The following is a 16,541-nucleotide window of genomic DNA, read 5'->3' as shown; positions in this document are numbered from 1 at the left end:
TAAGGCCTCTAAATCAGCATCGTCAGCGGGTTCTCGATGACCTTCTTGAAGGCAGCGAGGAGTTCGGCGCCGAGCGCACCATCCACCGCGCGGTGATCGGTCGACAGCGTCACCGACATCACCGTTGCCACCTTCACCTCGCCATCCTTCACCACGGCCCGCTGCTCGCCAGCGCCCACCGCAAGGATCGTCGCATGCGGCGGGTTGATGACGGCGGCAAAGTCCTTGATGCCGAACATGCCGAGATTGGAGACGGCCGTGTTGCCGCCCTGATACTCTTCCGCCTTCAGCTTGCGCGAACGCGCCCGTGCGGCAAGATCCTTCATCTCGTTGGAGATGGCAGACAGCGTCTTCTCGTCGGCGCGGCGGATGATCGGCGTGATCAGGCCGCCGGGGATCGACACGGCAACGCCCACATCGGCGTTTTTGTGCTTCACCATGGCGCTCTCGGTCCAGGAGACATTCGCCTCCGGCACCATGGCAAGCGCTTTGGCGTGGGCCTTGATGACCATGTCGTTGACCGAAAGCTTGTAAGCCGGCTTCTCGCCATCCTCACCCTTCACCATCGGCGCGGCTTCGTTCAACTGCTTGCGCAACGCCAGAAGCGCGTCGATCTCGCAGTCGAGCGTCAGGTAGAAATGCGGGACGGTGGATTTCGCCTCGACCAGACGGCGCGCGATGGTCTTGCGCATGCTGTCATGCGGGATCAGCTCGTAGGAGCCTTCCTCGAACAGTTTCATGACCTGATCGTCGGACATGGCCGGGGCGGCGGGCGCTGCAGCAGGTGCTGCATCGGCGGCTTTCGCGCCACCATCCTGTCCAGCCGCTTCCACATCCGCCTTGACGATCCGCCCCTTCGGACCGGAGCCCGAAATGGCCGAAAGATCGAGCCCGGCTTCCTTCGCCAGACGGCGGGCAAGCGGGGAGGCGAACACGCGCTCGCCATCGCCTGCCGGTGCCGCTTTCGCTTCCACAGGCTTTGCCTTGGATTTGGCAGCCGGCGCTTCTTCCTTCGCAGGCTTTTCCGGCTTCTCAGCCTTCTCGGCCTTGGGCTCTGGCTTGGGGGCGGATCCGCTTTCGGCAGCTTTCGCCGCCTCGCCTGCATCCTCGCCTTCTTCGGCCAGAACTGCGATCAGTGCGTTGACCTTCACGCCTTCGGTGCCTTCCGGCACGACCAGTTTCGCAACGGTGCCCTCGTCGACCGCCTCCACTTCCATGGTCGCCTTGTCGGTCTCGATCTCGGCGATCACGTCGCCCGGAGCAACACTGTCGCCCTCCTTGACCATCCATTTGGCGAGATTGCCCTCTTCCATCGTTGGTGAAAGGGCAGGCATGGTGACTTTGATCGGCATGGTTTCCTCCCCCTAGCCGCGATAGGAAACGGCTTTCACCGCCTCGACCACTTCAGCGACGTTTGGCAGCGCGAGCTTTTCAAGGTTGGCCGCATAAGGCATGGGCACATCCTTGCCCGCAACGGTGATCACCGGCGCATCGAGATAGTCGAACGCCCGCTGCATCACCTGGCTGGCGATATGCGCACCCACGGAAGACTGCGGATACCCTTCCTCCACCGTCACCAGCCGGTTGGTCTTTTTCACCGAAGCGATCACCGTATCGAGGTCCATCGGGCGGATCGTGCGCAGGTCGATGACCTCCACGTCGATGCCCTCGCCCGCCAGTTCTTCCGCCGCCTTCACGGCATAGGTCATGCCGATGCCGAAGGAGACGATGGTGGCGTCCTTGCCTTCCTTGTGAATGCGCGCCTTGCCGATGGGCAGCACGAAATCATCCATCTTCGGAACGTCAAAGCTCTGGCCGTAGAGAATTTCGTTTTCGAGGAAGATCACCGGGTTCGGATCGCGGATCGCGGCCTTCAAAAGTCCTTTCGCGTCCGCTGCCGTATAGGGCATCACCACTTTCAGGCCTGGGATATGGCCATACCATGCCGCGTAGCACTGGGAATGCTGTGCCGCCACGCGGGCAGCCGCGCCATTGGGTCCGCGGAACACGATGGGCGCGCCCATCTGACCGCCGGCCATATAGAGCGTCTTAGCGGCAGAATTGACGATCTGGTCGATCGCCTGCATGGCGAAGTTGAACGTCATGAACTCGACGATCGGCTTCAGCCCGGCAAAGGCCGCACCGACGCCGACGCCGGCAAAACCGTGCTCGGTGATCGGCGTGTCGACCACGCGCTTGTCGCCGAACTCCTGCAAGAGCCCCTGCGTCACCTTATAGGCGCCTTGATACTCGGCCACTTCCTCGCCCATGACGAAAACGTCGCCATCGCGGCGCATTTCCTCGGCCATGGCGTCGCGCAGCGCCTCGCGCACGGTGGTCGAAACCATTTCCGTGCCCTCGGGAATGTCCGGATCGGCCGCCACCTTCACCTCGGGCGCCGCCGGAACGGGACCACCGGACTTTTCTTCCGGTTCATCCTGTTCGCCAGCATCAACCGCCTCATCGGAGGCTTCCGCCTTGGGCTTCGATGCCGCCTTCTCGAGATCGGCCTCGCTTTCGCCTTCAGCCAGAAGCAGCGCAATGGCCGTGTTGACCTTCACGCCTTCAGTGCCTTCGGAAACGAGGATCTTGCCGAGCGTACCCTCGTCCACGGCTTCCACTTCCATCGTGGCCTTGTCGGTTTCGATCTCGGCGATCACGTCACCGGGTGCGACGGCATCGCCTTCCTTCTTGATCCATTTGGAAAGATTGCCCTCTTCCATGGTCGGAGAGAGCGCGGGCATGAGAATTTCGGTTGGCATGTCGGCCCTCCCCTCAAAGCAGAATGTCGGTGTAGAGTTCAGACACATCCGGTTCCGGATCCGTCTGCGCGAATTCGGCCGAATCGCCGACGATCTCGCGCACCTCCTTGTCGATGGCCTTCAGTTCGTCTTCATCGGCCCACTTGTTTGCCACCAGACGCTGCTTAACCTGCTCGATGGGATCATGCTCGGAGCGCATTTTCTGCACTTCGTCCTTAGAGCGGTATTTGGCAGGATCGGACATGGAGTGGCCGCGATAGCGGTAGGTCTGCATTTCCAGAATGATCGGCCCCTTGCCGGAGCGGCACCATTCAACGGCCAGATCGCCGGCGGCCTTCACCGCGCGCACATCCATGCCATCCACCTGGATACCGGGGATCTTGAACGAAAGACCGCGATGGGAAAAATCGGTTTCTGCCGAGGAGCGCGCCACCGCCGTGCCCATGGCATAACGGTTGTTCTCGATGATGTAGACCACCGGGAGCTTCCACAGCGAGGCCATGTTGAAACTCTCATAGACCTGGCCCTGATTGGCCGCGCCATCCCCGAAATAGGTGATGGAAACGCTGTCATCCTCACGGTAGCGATTGGCAAAAGCCAAGCCGGTGCCGAGCGGCACCTGCGCGCCCACGATGCCGTGGCCGCCATAGAACTTCTTCTCCTTGGAGAACATGTGCATGGAGCCGCCCTTGCCCTTGGAGTAGCCGTTGCGGCGTCCCGTGAGCTCGGCCATCACGCCGCGCGCTTCCATGCCGGTGGCCAGCATGTGACCATGATCGCGATAACCGGTGATCACCTGGTCGCCGTCCTTCATGCTCATCTGCATGCCGACAACCACGGCCTCCTGGCCGATGTACAGGTGACAAAAACCGCCGATAAGACCCATGCCGTAAAGCTGTCCGGCCTTTTCCTCGAAACGGCGGATCAGAAGCATTTCGCGATAGGCATGGAGCTCCTGCTCCTTGTCGAAATCTTCCGGCTTGGGTGGCTTGGGTGCCTGAACAGCATTCCCAGACGCCCCTTTCTTGGTCGAGCGTGACCTTGCGGCACTTGTCTTGCTTGCGGCTCGCGCCATGCCTCTACTCCCTAGCTGACATTCCGGGGAATTTGTGCAACGGTGGAACCTGGCGATTGGTTGCGCCATGAGCCTCCCGTCATCTCCCGCTTATGGTAGATGAAGCTAGCACGTGGAACAGAATTCGGCCATTCAAAATCCGCATAGCTGCCATGCAGCTAAGGGCTTGGATTTTCAAACATTATTGTTGATTAAGTGAATTCCGGTTAATTCTCTAATCGGCGCCGATGAGAATGATGACCTCGTTCTTCCGCGCCAGATTGAGCGCAAGGCGCGCCCTCTCGTCGAGCATGTCCTTCTCAAGACTGCCGTCATTTACTAAAGCAACTCTGTGCTCGAGTTCCTTACGCTTGGCGACAAGCACATCCAGACGCGCCTGCGCTTCGGCGATCCGCGTCTCAAGCCTGTATTTTGAATAGATGCCATAATCGCCGTGATAGGCGTGAAACCCGAAATAAGCGAGAAACAGCCCCGTGATCGCCGGAACGATCAGACGGCCAGTGTTGCGGCGTTTGTGATGACGTGTCCACATGCGGAAAAATACCCTTCTCCCGCATGTGACCATATGTTGCTTAAAGGACCGTTATTTCCGCACGGTCACCTAAAGACTTTATCCGCGCAGGATCGATTTTCCTGCGTAGCGCGCCTGCGGACCGAGCTCTTCCTCGATCCGGATAAGCTGGTTGTATTTCGCAGTGCGATCCGAACGTGCCAGCGAGCCGGTCTTGATCTGCCCGCAATTGGTGGCGACGGCCAGATCGGAGATCGTCGAATCCTCGGTCTCGCCTGAACGGTGAGACATCACTGCCGTGTAGCCGGCCTTGTGCGCCGTCTCCACCGCGTCAAGGGTTTCCGTCAGCGTGCCGATCTGGTTCACCTTCACGAGGATCGAATTGCCGATGCCCATCTTGATGCCGTCGCGCAGGCGCGCCGAATTGGTCACGAACAGATCGTCACCAACGAGCTGCGCCTTGTCGCCGGCCAGATCCGTCAGGATCTTCCAGCCTTCGAAATCGTCTTCGGACATACCGTCTTCGATGGAAATGATCGGATAATTTCCGACAAGCTTGGCGAGATATTCGGCCTGCGCCTTGCCATCGCGGGTCTGGCCCTCGCCCTCATAGACATATTTGCCGTCCTTGAAGAACTCGGTGGCGGCACAATCGAGCGCAATGGCCACGTCCTCGCCCGGCTTGTAGCCGGCCTTTTCGATGGAGGCGAGAACGAAGTCGAGTGCGGCTTCCGCGCTTTTCAGATTCGGCGCAAAGCCACCTTCGTCACCCACATTGGTGTTGTGACCGGCATCTTTCAGTCCCGCCTTCAACGTATGGAAGATTTCAGAACCCCAGCGCACGGCCTCGCGGATCGACGACGCCCCCACCGGCATGACCATGAATTCCTGGAAATCGATCGGGTTGTCGGCGTGTGCGCCGCCATTGATGATGTTCATCATCGGCACGGGCAGGACATGTGCGGACGCGCCGCCCACATAGCGGTAGAGCGGAAGATTCGTGGCTTCGGCCGCAGCCTTTGCAACCGCGAGCGAAACACCGAGGATAGCGTTCGCACCAAGGCGGCCCTTGTTCGGCGTGCCGTCGAGGTCGATCATCGCCTGGTCGATCTGCATCTGGTTTTCCGCTTCAAGCCCGCTCAGCGTCTCGAAGATTTCGCCATTGACCGCATCCACGGCCTGCTCGACACCCTTTCCGAGATAGCGCTTGCCGCCGTCGCGCAGTTCCACTGCCTCATGTGCGCCGGTGGATGCGCCCGAGGGAACGGCCGCGCGCCCCATGGACCCGTCTTCCAGAACCACATCGACTTCGACGGTCGGGTTGCCCCGGCTGTCCAGTATTTCGCGTCCGACAATGTCGAGAATGGCAGTCATTTTAACTCTCTCTGATCTGGAGGTTGATCTCGGGCAAGAACCCCGGAAGGTGGAAACTCCGGGAAGCAAAAAAACCCAAGAGGAAGTGTCCGCGCTTTTCTTAGCGCAGACACGTGAAAACTCAATGTCGCGCCTGAAGCTCAGGCAGCCTTTGCGATCCGGTCGAAAGCCATCAGCCGCTCGAGAAGCTCCTTCATCTGGTCGAGCGGCACCATATTGGGCCCGTCCGAGGGTGCGTTGTCGGGATCCTGATGCGTTTCCATGAAGACGCCGGCCACGCCTACCGCTACGGCAGCGCGCGCCAGCGTTTCGACGAACTCGCGCTGCCCGCCGGATGAGCCGCCACGCCCGCCGGGCTGGGCGACCGAATGGGTTGCATCAAAGATGACCGGTGCGCCCATGGCCGCCATCTGCGGCAGACCGCGCATGTCCGAAACAAGCGTGTTGTAGCCGAACGAGGTTCCCCGCTCCGTGGCCATCACGTTGGGATTGCCCGATTCCGTCACCTTGGCGATCACGTTTTCCATGTCCCAGGGGGCGAGAAACTGCCCCTTTTTTACATTCACCGCCTTGCCGGTTTTTGCTGCGGCGATCAGAAGATCGGTTTGGCGGCACAGGAATGCCGGGATTTGCAGCACATCGACCACTTCAGCCACGATCCGGCACTGCTCCTCGGTATGAACGTCCGTGATCACCGGGACGTCGAATTCGTTGCGGATGTCGGCGAAGATCGGCATGGCCGCATCCAGCCCAGCACCGCGTTTGCCGGAAAGCGACGTGCGGTTGGCCTTGTCGAAACTGCTCTTGTAGACGAGCCCGATGCCCAGTTCGTCCGTCATTTCCTTCAGCGCGCCCGCCATATCGAAAGCGTGCTCGCGCGTCTCCATCTGGCAGGGGCCGGCGATCAATGCCAGCGGCGCGTCATTGCCGAACACGACCTTGCCAATCGTGACACGCGGATTGGGTTTCATGGGGTAGACTCCTCAAAGACAAAAACAGCGCCCTGCCCGGCTGCCGGCGGCACGATGATGGATCCGAACTGCTCTGCGAACAGGACTTCCTGCATGGAAAGCTGCGCGCGCAATCTGGCAATATCCGGACACTGGAAGACGATCGCAGCGAGATCGAGCCGGCCATGCGAAGCCGCTCGCTCCAGACCAAGATCAACCCTGTAGCGGTCCGGTGTCATGACCGTCAAAACGGCATTGCCAAGCGACAGATCGAGTTGGTCCTCTCGAACAGTCTCAGGGGTCTTGGCCGAGAACGCTTCCAGGAATCCCGCTTGATCTGCAGGTGCGGTGGCAAGCAGGATGATCCGCGCCGTCCCCGTTACGCCGTTTTGATGCGTCTCCAGCGCGCCGCGTCCCGCCGACGGCAGGTTCACACGCTGGCAGGTGAAAAAGAAATGGCCGTCCGCATCTTCGGGCGCGGCAAAGGCGAGCCGGAAGGATGCGGTCGCCTCCTGTCCCGAAGAATCGCGAAATGGACGTGAAAAGGAAAGCGGAGTGCCGGCCGATATCCCCGCCTTCACGAAGCGCCTGTGATCCTCATCGGCATCGCCGGTTCCAAGAGCCACCGCGGAAAACCCTTCATCGCCAGATTTTTCGCGAAACCCGCTGTCACGCTGCACGAAAACATTGCCTGCGTCTTCCGCCTCGCGCGCCACCTGTGGCGCAACCCGGCTCAACGGTTCGAGATACGATCCGTCTGCGAAGAAAACACAGCAATTTGCGGTGCCGAAAGGGTGTGCGGCATCTGCGGCCACTGTGAAGCCGAGCGCTTCCAGACGGTCGCGCGCAACCGCCAGATCGGCGGTTGGCAAAACACAATGGTCCAGCTTGCGTGGAAAATGCACGTCGTCTTCAGAAACCATGCACCGCATGTGCCTCAAGCCCCGGCGCTTTGCAAGTGCTCCGCCGGCAAGGGAGGTTCGCCCCGACTTGGCGACGGGGCGAAAATGAAGAGCTTAGACGAGACGCGACTGCTCGACTGCGGCTTCAATGAAGGAAGCGAACAGTGGATGCGGCTCAAAGGGTTTGCTCTTGAGTTCGGGGTGATACTGAACGCCGATGAACCACGGATGATCGGGATACTCGACCGTTTCGGGAAGCACACCGTCGGGCGAAAGCCCCGCGAACACGAGACCACACTCTTCGAGTTTCTGCCGATAGCCGATGTTTACCTCATAGCGATGGCGGTGACGCTCGGAAATATCTTCCGAACCATAGATCGCCGCAATCTTGGAGCCTTCGATCAGCTTCGATTCGTATGCGCCGAGGCGCATGGTCCCGCCAAGATCGCCGGAGGCCGTGCGCTTTTCGAGCATGTTGCCCTTGAGCCACTCGGTCATCAGACCAACGACCGGCTCGCTTGTCGGACCGAACTCGGTTGACGATGCATTCTCGATGCCGGCCAGCGAACGAGCAGCCTCGATGCAGGCCATCTGCATGCCGAAACAGATTCCGAAATACGGCACCTTGCGCTCACGTGCGAACTTCGCGGCCAGGATCTTGCCTTCCGCACCACGCTCTCCGAAGCCGCCGGGCACCAAAATGCCATGCACCTTCTCAAGCCACGGGGCCGGATCTTCCTTCTCGAAGATTTCCGCCTCGATCCATTCGAGCTTCACCCGCACCCGGTTCGCCATCCCGCCATGCGACAGCGCCTCGATCAACGATTTGTAGGCGTCCTTCAGGCCGGTATATTTGCCGACAACGGCAATCGTGACCTGACCTTCGGGATTGTGGATCCGGTCTGCAACCTCGTCCCAGCGTTCCATGCGAGGCTTGGGGGCCGGATCGATACCGAAAGCGGCCAGCACTTCCGAATCAAGCCCTTCGCGATGGTAGGCAAGCGGCACGTCGTAGATATGCGCCACGTCCAGCGCCTGGATGACGGCCGATTCGCGCACATTGCAGAACAGCGACAGCTTGCGCCGTTCTTCCGCCGGGATTTCCCGGTCCGCGCGCACCAGAAGGATGTCGGGAGCAATGCCGATGGAGCGCAGTTCCTTCACGGAATGCTGCGTCGGCTTGGTCTTGAGTTCGCCCGCCGCCGGTATCCACGGCATCAAGGTCAGATGCACATAGACGGCATTGCCGCGCGGCAGTTCGTTGCCGAGCTGGCGAATCGCTTCGAGGAACGGCATTGCCTCGATGTCGCCGACGGTTCCGCCGATTTCGCACAGAACGAAATCGTAGTCGTCATTGCCTTCAAGAACGAATTGTTTGATCTCGTCGGTAACGTGCGGGATCACCTGCACCGTGGCGCCCAGATAGTCGCCACGACGCTCTTTTTCCAGAATGTTCTGGTAGATCCGACCTGTGGTGATGTTGTCCTGCTTGTTGGCCGAACGCCCGGTAAAGCGCTCATAGTGGCCAAGGTCCAGGTCTGTCTCGGCACCGTCGTCGGTGACGAAAACCTCACCATGCTGATAGGGCGACATCGTGCCCGGATCAACATTCAGGTAGGGATCGAGTTTACGGATGCGAACGCGGTACCCACGGGCCTGTAACAGCGCGCCAAGGGCCGCTGCTGCAATACCTTTTCCGAGGGAGGAGACCACGCCGCCGGTTATGAAAACATATCGCGCCATGGGACTCATCGCTTAACCGGACACAGGCGATTCCGCCAGCAAAAAATAACGAGACGCAAATCTTTTTGCGCCTCGCGGTGAATAAGGTGGGCGATTGTCAGGAATGGCCGCTCATATCGCGACCGGTCAACCGCGCGCCCGGAGCTTACTGCCCCGTGGGAATCTGGTTCTCAGGATCTACATCAGCAGCCGGAACGTCGTCCTCGGTTGGAACCGAAGCCCCGGAACCGCCGAGCTGGTCAAGAACACCGCCAGAACCTTCGGTCTGTTCGCTGCCGGCCGGGATCCGATCCAGAATGTCGGTCGGGCTCGCGCCGTACCGTGCGATCAGCGACAGGGCGAGAGACGTCGCAAAGAACGCCGCTGCCAAAATGGCCGTCGTTCGCGTCAACGCATTGGCTGCTCCGCGCGCGGACATGAAACCGGAACCGCCGCCGATGCCAAGCCCGCCACCCTCGGAGCGTTGCATGAGGACGACGCCAACCAGCGCGACCACGACGATCAGATGAATGACGATGATAACGGTCTGCATGTTTCCTTCCGGCTCTCCGGCTCGAAGCGTCCGCTTCAATGCGGACGCGGCTCATTACACGGCTTTTGCCGATTTTCCAAGACCGGCAGAAATCCGTATCCTGGCACCTGCATCTTTTTCCAGCAAACGGGGCGGAATGCACCCGTTTCAGGGCATTTGACGCGGTTTTCGGTCAAACCAGCCGGAATTCCCGATTTCCGTCAAAGCCACCCTCACATAGGCGCTTGCGGTGACAACGCAAGCGTTTTCTGTTTTCTCAAACCGGACACGCGGCGGCAATCGCAAGAAAATCCACAGCCTTCAGGCTCGCTCCACCGACGAGCGCACCGTCGACATGCTCGATCGAAAGCAACTCCGTGGCATTGCCGGGTTTGACCGAACCGCCGTAGAGTATCCGCATCTTGCCTGCCTCTTCCCCAAGAAGCGTTTCGAGCTCCTTTCGAATATGCGCATGCGCTTCTGCGACATCTTCAACCGTTGGGGTCAGGCCGGTACCGATGGCCCAGACCGGCTCATAGGCGATCACGGTGTTTTTGGCTTTAGCTTCTTTGGGAACGGAACCGGGAATCTGGCGGGAGAGAACCGAGAGCGTTTTGCCGCCCTCGCGCTCAGCCTTGGTCTCGCCAATGCAAATCACCGCCGTTAGACCGGCGCGCCAGGCAGCCTCGGCCTTGTCGGCGACGATACCATCGGTCTCTCCGTGATCGGTCCGGCGCTCCGAATGGCCCACCAGCACATGGGTCGCGCCGGCATCCGCCAGCATTTCGGCCGAAACATCACCCGTATGCGCGCCGGCCGCGGCCGTGTGGCAGTCCTGCCCGCCCAGTTGCAGCTTGCCTTCAAGCGCCACGTGCGCCCGTGTCATCAAGGTAGCCGGAACACAGATCAGAGCATCAGCACCGCCGAACGCCGCCTCAGCCATCGCCTCCAATTCGCCGATATCGGCGCTCAAGCCGTTCATTTTCCAATTGCCAGCGATCAGAGGGCGAATTCCGGGGGTCATGGTTCAAAGTCCTCAACAAAACAAACTCGGGAGCTTCCCTAGCAAAAACACGGGCTGATGCAAAAGCAATTGGAGCGCCAAATCCCACTCCGCTATCGACACTTTGCGTCTGGGACGCTATTGCGCTTCGTTGGGGACACGCCCAGAACACACCAAGGAACTTCGGAAAAGCCATGCTCGACAGTCTGAGAAACGCCGCCTCCACCTGGATCGCCAAGCTGCTCCTGGGCCTTCTTGTTGTGAGCTTCGCCGTCTGGGGTATTTCCGGCCAGGTTTTGAATGACCAGTCCCGGAACGTTCTTTCAGCCGGAGCTTCCTCCGTTTCAATGCTGGATTTCCGCCTCGCCTATGATCGGCAGATCAACGCGCTGTCGCAGCAACTCGGCACGCGTGTGACACGCGAGCAGGCTGTCGCTTTCGGACTTGATGACCAGGTGCTGCAGCAGCTTGCCGCCGGCGCGCTTCTGGACGAAGAGGCAAGCCGGCTCGGCCTCGGTCTCTCTGGCGACAAGTTGGCCCAGTTGACGGCGGACGATCCGGCGTTTCGCGGACCGGATGGCCGTTTCGACCGGCAGCAATTTGACTTCGTGCTGCGTCAGATCGGCATGCGCCCGCAGGATTACCTCAAAAACCGTGAACAGGTTGCCATTCGCCAGCAGATCGTTGAAGCTGCCACGGACGGCATGAGCGTTCCGGACGAGTTGTTCAAGAATCTCGCTCTTTATCGGGGAGAGGATCGCACGGTGGAATATCTTGCCGTGCCGCGCGCGCTTGTCGAGCCTGTTGCGGATCCTGACCAGGCTGCCCTGCAGGCATGGTTCGACGAGCGCAAGGACGATTACGCCGCTCCCGAATATCGCAAATTCAGTTATGTCAAACTGGAGCCCACCGACATCGCCGACCCCGAAGCCATTTCGGACGCGCAGGTGCAGAAGGCCTACGACGACCTGCGTGATCGGTATACGACGCCTGAAAAACGCACGATCGACCAGATTGTGTTTGCCGAACGCGCTGCCGCAGACGCAGCGTTGAAAGACCTGCTCGACGGCCAAAGTTTCGCGGATGTGGCAACGTCCGCCGGCAAGAACAGCAGCGACACCGCCCTCGGTACCCTCGCACGCAGCGAAGTGGCAGATGATGCGGTGGCTGAAGCAGCGTTCTCTCTGGAGGCGAACCAGTTCAGCGATGTCATCGACGGCGCCTTTGGGCCTGTGATCGTGTTTGTCTCGGAAATCCAGCCAGAGGTCGTGCAGCCACTCAGCGAAGTTGAAAGCGAGCTCCGACAGGATTTAGCCCTGGAAGAGGCTGCCCGTGTCTTGCTCGACGTGCACGATGCTTATGAAGACGCCCGCGCCGGGGGGGCTTCGATGGCGGAAGCTGCGGAACGACTGAATCTCTCGACGCGGACGATCGAAGCTATCGACGCGAGCGCGCGCCGTCCAGACGGGTCCATCGTGGGCGATCTCCCCGTTTCGGCCGAGCTTCTGCGTGAAGTCTTCGAAAGCGATTCCGGTATTGAAAACGCCCCTCTCTCGATGGGCGGTAACGGATTTGTGTTCTATGAGGTCGAGGGCATCACTCCGGAACGCGACCGTTCGCTGGATGAAGTACGCGCAAAGGTGCTGGAAGACTGGCGAAAAGCAGAAACGGACCGGCTTCTGGCCGAGAGTGCTTCCGCTTTCGCCAAGCGGCTCGATGAAGGTGCCTCGCTGGACGAACTAGCGGAGGAAATCGGTCAGGAAAAGCAGATCAAACGCGGTCTCAAACGGAACGCCAATGACGCCGATCTGGGTCAGGCCGGCGTGGCTGCAGTGTTCTCGGTTCCGCGCAATGGCACAGGCGTTTTTGCAAACCCTGCAGGGGACGGTCAGTTCCTGTTTAAGGTCACGGAGGTGTTCGAGCCTGCCAGTGCGACAGCGGAAAGCATTCCCGAAAATCAGCGCGCTACCATGCGATCTGCGCTTGCCGACGATCTTCTCGACCAGATGGTTGCGCGCTTGCAAGGCAAGTATCCGGTATCGGTAAACCGGGCTGCCATGCAGGAAGCACTGAGCTTCTGAGGCAAGCGATGAACGCTTTCAAGTCCTACATCGCCAAGGTCGCCTCCGGTGCGCAGTTGAGCTTTGACGAGGCGCGCGAGGCTTTCGACATCATGATGTCGGGCGATGCAACGCCAAGCCAGATCGGCGGCTTTCTGATGGCTCTGCGGGTGCGTGGAGAAACCGTGGAGGAGATCTCCGGCGCGGTGGCAACCATGCGCGACAAGATGCTGCCGGTTTCTGCGCCTGACGACGCCGTGGACATTGTCGGGACCGGGGGGGATGCTTCCGGGTCCTACAATGTGTCCACCTGCTCGGCTTTCATTGTTGCCGGTGCCGGAGTACCCGTGGCCAAACATGGAAACAGGGCGCTGTCGTCCCGCTCGGGTGCGGCTGACACTCTGGCAGCGCTGGGCATCAATATTGAGCTGAGCCCGCAGGAGATCGCAGATTGTATCGATGAGGCCGGTCTCGGGTTCATGTTTGCTCCCGCGCATCATTCGGCCATGCGCCATGTGGGGCCCTCGCGTGTCGAGCTCGGCACCCGCACGATCTTCAACCTGCTCGGACCGCTTTCCAACCCTGCCGGTGTGCGCCGCCAGCTTGTGGGCGTATTCGCACCGGAATGGGTCGAGCCGATAGCCAATGTGCTGAAGCAATTGGGAACGGAATGCGCCTGGGTGGTTCATGGCGCGGGCCTCGACGAAATGACCACCGCAGGTACGACCCAGGTTGCTGCTCTTGAGGATGGCGAGATCCGTCATTTCGAGATCACTCCGGAGGATGTCGGCCTCAACCGGGTCGCCATGGCCGACCTCAAGGGTGGTGAAGCCGCTCACAACGCAAAGGCGCTTCGGGCCGTTCTGAAAGGCGAGAAAAACGCCTATCGGGACATCTGCTTGTTGAATTCGGGGGCTGCGCTTGTGGTCGCCGGACGCGCCAAGACACTGAAGGACGGGATCCGGCTGGCCGCTGAATCGCTCGATCATGGGCACGCGCTCGCCACCTTGAAGCAACTGATCGATGTGTCGAACAGGGGAGTCTCTCAGGAGGACCACGAGCAATGACGACCGATATCCTGCGCAAGATCGAAACGTACAAGCGCGAGGAAATCGCAGCGGCCAAGACCGTTGTGCCCTTACTCGAGCTTGTTGCCAAAACACGGGATGTGGAAGCGCCACGCGGTTTCGCTGAAACGCTGTTTGAGAAGCAGTCGGCAGGACGATTCGGCTTGATTGCAGAAATCAAGAAGGCAAGTCCCTCACGTGGGCTCATCCGAGCCGATTTTGATCCTCCCCGGCTTGCTGCTGCTTATGAGGAAGGCGGTGCTGCCTGTCTCTCGGTGCTGACCGACGGCCCATCCTTTCAGGGAGCTCCGGCTTTTCTGGAAGCCGCGCGCTCCGCATGTGGCTTGCCGGCGTTGCGCAAGGACTTTCTGTTTGAGCCCTACCAGGTTTACGAGGCGCGCAGCTGGGGGGCCGATGCGATTCTGATCATCATGGCCAGCGTATCCGACGATGAAGCGCAGGCTCTTGAAGACACCGCGCTCGAACTCGGCATGGATTGCCTGATCGAGGTGCATGACGAACAGGAACTGGAACGTTCCCTCGAATTGTCCTCGCGGCTTATCGGCATAAACAACCGGAATCTGCGCACTTTCGAAACCACCCTCGAGACCAGCGAGCGACTCGCTCCGCTGGTTCCCGAAGGCCGGCTGGTGGTCGGGGAAAGCGGCATCTTCACCAATGAAGATTGCCGTCGTCTCGCGCGTGCCGGGATGAACACTTTTCTCGTTGGCGAAAGCCTGATGCGGCAAGACGATGTAGCAGCGGCAACGCGGGCTCTGTTGGGCCTCGGTGCGGCCAATCAGGCTGATTGACCGATGAGCGGCGCAACCGGAAAGCTGACGCATATCGGCGCTTCCGGAGAAGCGCACATGGTAGATGTGAGCGACAAGCAGGAAAGCCGCCGAGAGGCCGTTGCCGAAGGCTCCGTGCTCATGGAAAGACAGACACTCGAGGCCATTCTTTCAGGCAACGCGAAGAAAGGCGATGTACTTGCCACAGCGCGCATCGCCGGCATCATGGGCGCAAAGAAAACATCGGATCTGATCCCTCTATGCCACCCCCTCGCCCTTTCGAAAGTGGTGGTCGAAATCGAACCCGACACAGCCCTACCCGGCTTGAAAGTGCGTGCGCGTGTCAGGGTCACCGGCCAGACAGGCGTGGAGATGGAAGCGCTGACCGCCGTCTCCATATCTTGTCTGACAATTTACGACATGGCGAAGGCTCTCGATAAGGGCATGACCATCAGCAATATTCGCTTGCTGGAAAAAACGGGCGGGAAGTCGGGCGACTGGCGGGCGGGGGAGCCTTCTTTATGACGCTTCTGCCGGTAGACCAGGCGCTGGAGCGCATTCTCGACGGTGTAAAGGCGCTGCCTGGCGAAAGCGTGCGCATCGAGGACGCCGGCGGTCGCGTTCTGGCCAATCCGCTTTCAGCAATGCGCACTCAGCCTCCCTTTCATGCCTCCGCGATGGATGGCTACGCTGTGCGGGCGGAGGATGTACAAACCCCGCGAGGCCTCCGGTTGCGTGTGATTGGAGAATCAGCAGCAGGAAACCGGTTTCATGGCGTTGTCGGCATCGGCGAGGCTGTGCGGATTTTTACAGGCGCGCCAGTGCCGGAAGGCGCCGACACCATTCTCATACAGGAAAACGCCACCTCTCTGGACGATGGCTTTATCGAAGCAACGAGTTCTGTGGCGATCGGTCGTCACATCCGTAAAGCCGGGCTGGACTTTCACGACGGCGATGTGGTCCTTGAGCAAGGGCGTCTGCTTGGACCAGCCGGTATCGGTCTGGCCGCTGCTGCGGGCCATGCGCATCTTTCTGTAACCGAACGTCCGCTGGTCGCGATCATTGCAACCGGCGACGAGTTGGTGCGGCCAGGAGAAACATGTGGTCCCGATCAGATCGTTGCATCGAATGGTTTTGCGATTGGAGCACTGGCGAAGAACGACGGTGCCCGCGTTCTCGATTTGGGTATCGTGAATGACAATAGCGCTGCAATTTCAGCCGCGGTTCGGAAAGCTGCAGATGCAGGGGCGCATGTTCTGGTCACCCTTGGCGGAGCTTCCGTCGGCGCCCGTGATCTCGTGCGGCAGGCCCTTCTCGAAGCGGGCATGTCACTCGACTTCTGGAAGATCGCGATGCGACCGGGCAAGCCACTGATGTTCGGCAGGCTGGGAGAGATGCGCGTTCTCGGCCTGCCCGGCAATCCTGTTTCAAGTCTGGTGTGCGCGCAGCTGTTTCTGAGACCGCTTGTTGCCCGGTTGGGGCAGCGCAACCACACGCCCGATCTGCGGGCAGCGGTTCTGGCCACGCCCCTGCGTGAAAATGACGAGCGCCGCGATTATATTCGGGCTTCGGTTGCTGCAGGCCCCGAAGGACTGATTGCGACACCCTTTCCCCTGCAAGATTCCTCCATGCTCACGACCCTGGCGGCCGCCAATGCGCTGATTGTGCGTGAGCCAGGAGCACCAGCTGCCGAACCGGGTTCCCGCTGCCGCGTTCTGATGCTTGGCTGATCCCCACCTCTGAGCAACCATCCTCTAGCGTCCAGGGAGAAAGGCGCGCGGATTGTTCCATC

Annotated in this window: 15 protein-coding genes; 5 read left to right on the top strand and 10 right to left on the bottom strand. The window is 60.2% G+C overall.

The features are described from left to right. Window positions 1-8 precede the first annotated feature (8 nt). The 10 genes from KW403_RS17190 to tpiA form a co-directional block, all read right to left on the bottom strand. Window positions 9-1,352, bottom strand: a complete 1,344-nt coding sequence (locus KW403_RS17190) for a pyruvate dehydrogenase complex dihydrolipoamide acetyltransferase (protein ID WP_223020633.1) — start codon at window positions 1,350-1,352, stop codon at window positions 9-11. Between the two features lie 12 nt (window positions 1,353-1,364). Next, on the bottom strand, window positions 1,365-2,762 hold the full coding sequence (locus KW403_RS17185; RefSeq protein WP_223020632.1) for a pyruvate dehydrogenase complex E1 component subunit beta: 1,398 nt from the start codon (window positions 2,760-2,762) through the stop codon (window positions 1,365-1,367). A gap of 13 nt (window positions 2,763-2,775) precedes the next feature. Further along, complete coding sequence (pdhA, locus tag KW403_RS17180; RefSeq protein ID WP_223020631.1) at window positions 2,776-3,837, bottom strand: pyruvate dehydrogenase (acetyl-transferring) E1 component subunit alpha; 1,062 nt, start codon at window positions 3,835-3,837, stop codon at window positions 2,776-2,778. 214 nt (window positions 3,838-4,051) lie between these two features. Beyond that, window positions 4,052-4,369: an FtsB family cell division protein gene (locus tag KW403_RS17175; RefSeq protein WP_223020630.1), complete on the bottom strand. Its 318-nt coding sequence runs from the start codon at window positions 4,367-4,369 to the stop codon at window positions 4,052-4,054. A 78-nt stretch (window positions 4,370-4,447) separates the two neighbouring features. Next, the gene (gene eno / locus KW403_RS17170) at window positions 4,448-5,722 is read right to left on the bottom strand and encodes a phosphopyruvate hydratase (protein ID WP_223020629.1); all 1,275 of its coding nucleotides are present in this window, start codon (window positions 5,720-5,722) and stop codon (window positions 4,448-4,450) included. A gap of 140 nt (window positions 5,723-5,862) precedes the next feature. Continuing rightward, window positions 5,863-6,693 (bottom strand): 3-deoxy-8-phosphooctulonate synthase, encoded by an 831-nt coding sequence (gene kdsA / locus KW403_RS17165; RefSeq protein WP_223020628.1) that lies wholly within the window; start codon window positions 6,691-6,693, stop codon window positions 5,863-5,865. Continuing rightward, complete coding sequence (locus KW403_RS17160; protein ID WP_223020627.1) at window positions 6,690-7,595, bottom strand: VOC family protein; 906 nt, start codon at window positions 7,593-7,595, stop codon at window positions 6,690-6,692. Before KW403_RS17160 ends, kdsA begins: the two co-directional genes overlap by 4 nt. 93 nt (window positions 7,596-7,688) lie before the next feature. Beyond that, a complete protein-coding gene (gene pyrG / locus KW403_RS17155) occupies window positions 7,689-9,326 on the bottom strand; it encodes a CTP synthase (protein WP_281425611.1) in 1,638 nt (545 codons plus the stop codon). A gap of 136 nt (window positions 9,327-9,462) precedes the next feature. Then, window positions 9,463-9,849, bottom strand: a complete 387-nt coding sequence (secG, locus tag KW403_RS17150; RefSeq protein WP_223020625.1) for a preprotein translocase subunit SecG — start codon at window positions 9,847-9,849, stop codon at window positions 9,463-9,465. Window positions 9,850-10,105: 256 nt separating this feature from the next. After that, window positions 10,106-10,852, bottom strand: a complete 747-nt coding sequence (gene tpiA, locus KW403_RS17145; RefSeq protein ID WP_223020624.1) for a triose-phosphate isomerase — start codon at window positions 10,850-10,852, stop codon at window positions 10,106-10,108. 173 nt (window positions 10,853-11,025) lie between these two features. Here tpiA and KW403_RS17140 point away from each other — a divergent pair, with 173 nt between their 5' ends. Genes KW403_RS17140 through KW403_RS17120 form a run of 5 tightly spaced genes read left to right on the top strand, consistent with a single transcriptional unit; the run spans window position 11,026 to window position 16,479 of the window. After that, window positions 11,026-12,912: a peptidylprolyl isomerase gene (locus tag KW403_RS17140; RefSeq protein WP_223020623.1), complete on the top strand. Its 1,887-nt coding sequence runs from the start codon at window positions 11,026-11,028 to the stop codon at window positions 12,910-12,912. Window positions 12,913-12,920: 8 nt separating this feature from the next. Next, a complete protein-coding gene (gene trpD, locus KW403_RS17135; protein WP_223020622.1) occupies window positions 12,921-13,958 on the top strand; it encodes an anthranilate phosphoribosyltransferase in 1,038 nt (345 codons plus the stop codon). After that, window positions 13,955-14,770, top strand: a complete 816-nt coding sequence (trpC, locus tag KW403_RS17130) for an indole-3-glycerol phosphate synthase TrpC (protein WP_223020621.1) — start codon at window positions 13,955-13,957, stop codon at window positions 14,768-14,770. The genes trpD and trpC overlap by 4 nt, the downstream gene beginning before the upstream one ends. Before the next feature lie 3 nt (window positions 14,771-14,773). Continuing rightward, window positions 14,774-15,274, top strand: a complete 501-nt coding sequence (moaC, locus tag KW403_RS17125; protein ID WP_223020620.1) for a cyclic pyranopterin monophosphate synthase MoaC — start codon at window positions 14,774-14,776, stop codon at window positions 15,272-15,274. Next, the gene (locus KW403_RS17120) at window positions 15,271-16,479 is read left to right on the top strand and encodes a molybdopterin molybdotransferase MoeA (RefSeq protein WP_223020619.1); all 1,209 of its coding nucleotides are present in this window, start codon (window positions 15,271-15,273) and stop codon (window positions 16,477-16,479) included. The genes moaC and KW403_RS17120 overlap by 4 nt, the downstream gene beginning before the upstream one ends. Window positions 16,480-16,541 lie beyond the last annotated feature (62 nt).

The sequence above is a fragment of the Nitratireductor kimnyeongensis genome, assembly GCF_019891395.1.
Classification (GTDB): Bacteria; Pseudomonadota; Alphaproteobacteria; order Rhizobiales; family Rhizobiaceae; genus Nitratireductor; species Nitratireductor kimnyeongensis.
Note: the sequence above shows the minus strand (reverse complement) of the source record. Positions and strands in the feature narration are given on the sequence as shown.

Coding starts and splice junctions, on each gene's coding strand:
- KW403_RS17120 (WP_223020619.1), top strand. CDS start 15,271: ATGACGCTTCTGCCGGTAGACCAGGCGCTGGAGCGCATTCTCGACGGT.
- pdhA (WP_223020631.1), bottom strand. CDS start 3,837: ATGGCGCGAGCCGCAAGCAAGACAAGTGCCGCAAGGTCACGCTCGACC.
- KW403_RS17185 (WP_223020632.1), bottom strand. CDS start 2,762: ATGCCAACCGAAATTCTCATGCCCGCGCTCTCTCCGACCATGGAAGAG.
- KW403_RS17190 (WP_223020633.1), bottom strand. CDS start 1,352: ATGCCGATCAAAGTCACCATGCCTGCCCTTTCACCAACGATGGAAGAG.
- kdsA (WP_223020628.1), bottom strand. CDS start 6,693: ATGAAACCCAATCCGCGTGTCACGATTGGCAAGGTCGTGTTCGGCAAT.
- KW403_RS17140 (WP_223020623.1), top strand. CDS start 11,026: ATGCTCGACAGTCTGAGAAACGCCGCCTCCACCTGGATCGCCAAGCTG.
- KW403_RS17160 (WP_223020627.1), bottom strand. CDS start 7,595: ATGGTTTCTGAAGACGACGTGCATTTTCCACGCAAGCTGGACCATTGT.
- moaC (WP_223020620.1), top strand. CDS start 14,774: ATGAGCGGCGCAACCGGAAAGCTGACGCATATCGGCGCTTCCGGAGAA.
- pyrG (WP_281425611.1), bottom strand. CDS start 9,326: ATGAGTCCCATGGCGCGATATGTTTTCATAACCGGCGGCGTGGTCTCC.
- tpiA (WP_223020624.1), bottom strand. CDS start 10,852: ATGACCCCCGGAATTCGCCCTCTGATCGCTGGCAATTGGAAAATGAAC.
- KW403_RS17175 (WP_223020630.1), bottom strand. CDS start 4,369: ATGTGGACACGTCATCACAAACGCCGCAACACTGGCCGTCTGATCGTT.
- trpD (WP_223020622.1), top strand. CDS start 12,921: ATGAACGCTTTCAAGTCCTACATCGCCAAGGTCGCCTCCGGTGCGCAG.
- eno (WP_223020629.1), bottom strand. CDS start 5,722: ATGACTGCCATTCTCGACATTGTCGGACGCGAAATACTGGACAGCCGG.
- trpC (WP_223020621.1), top strand. CDS start 13,955: ATGACGACCGATATCCTGCGCAAGATCGAAACGTACAAGCGCGAGGAA.
- secG (WP_223020625.1), bottom strand. CDS start 9,849: ATGCAGACCGTTATCATCGTCATTCATCTGATCGTCGTGGTCGCGCTG.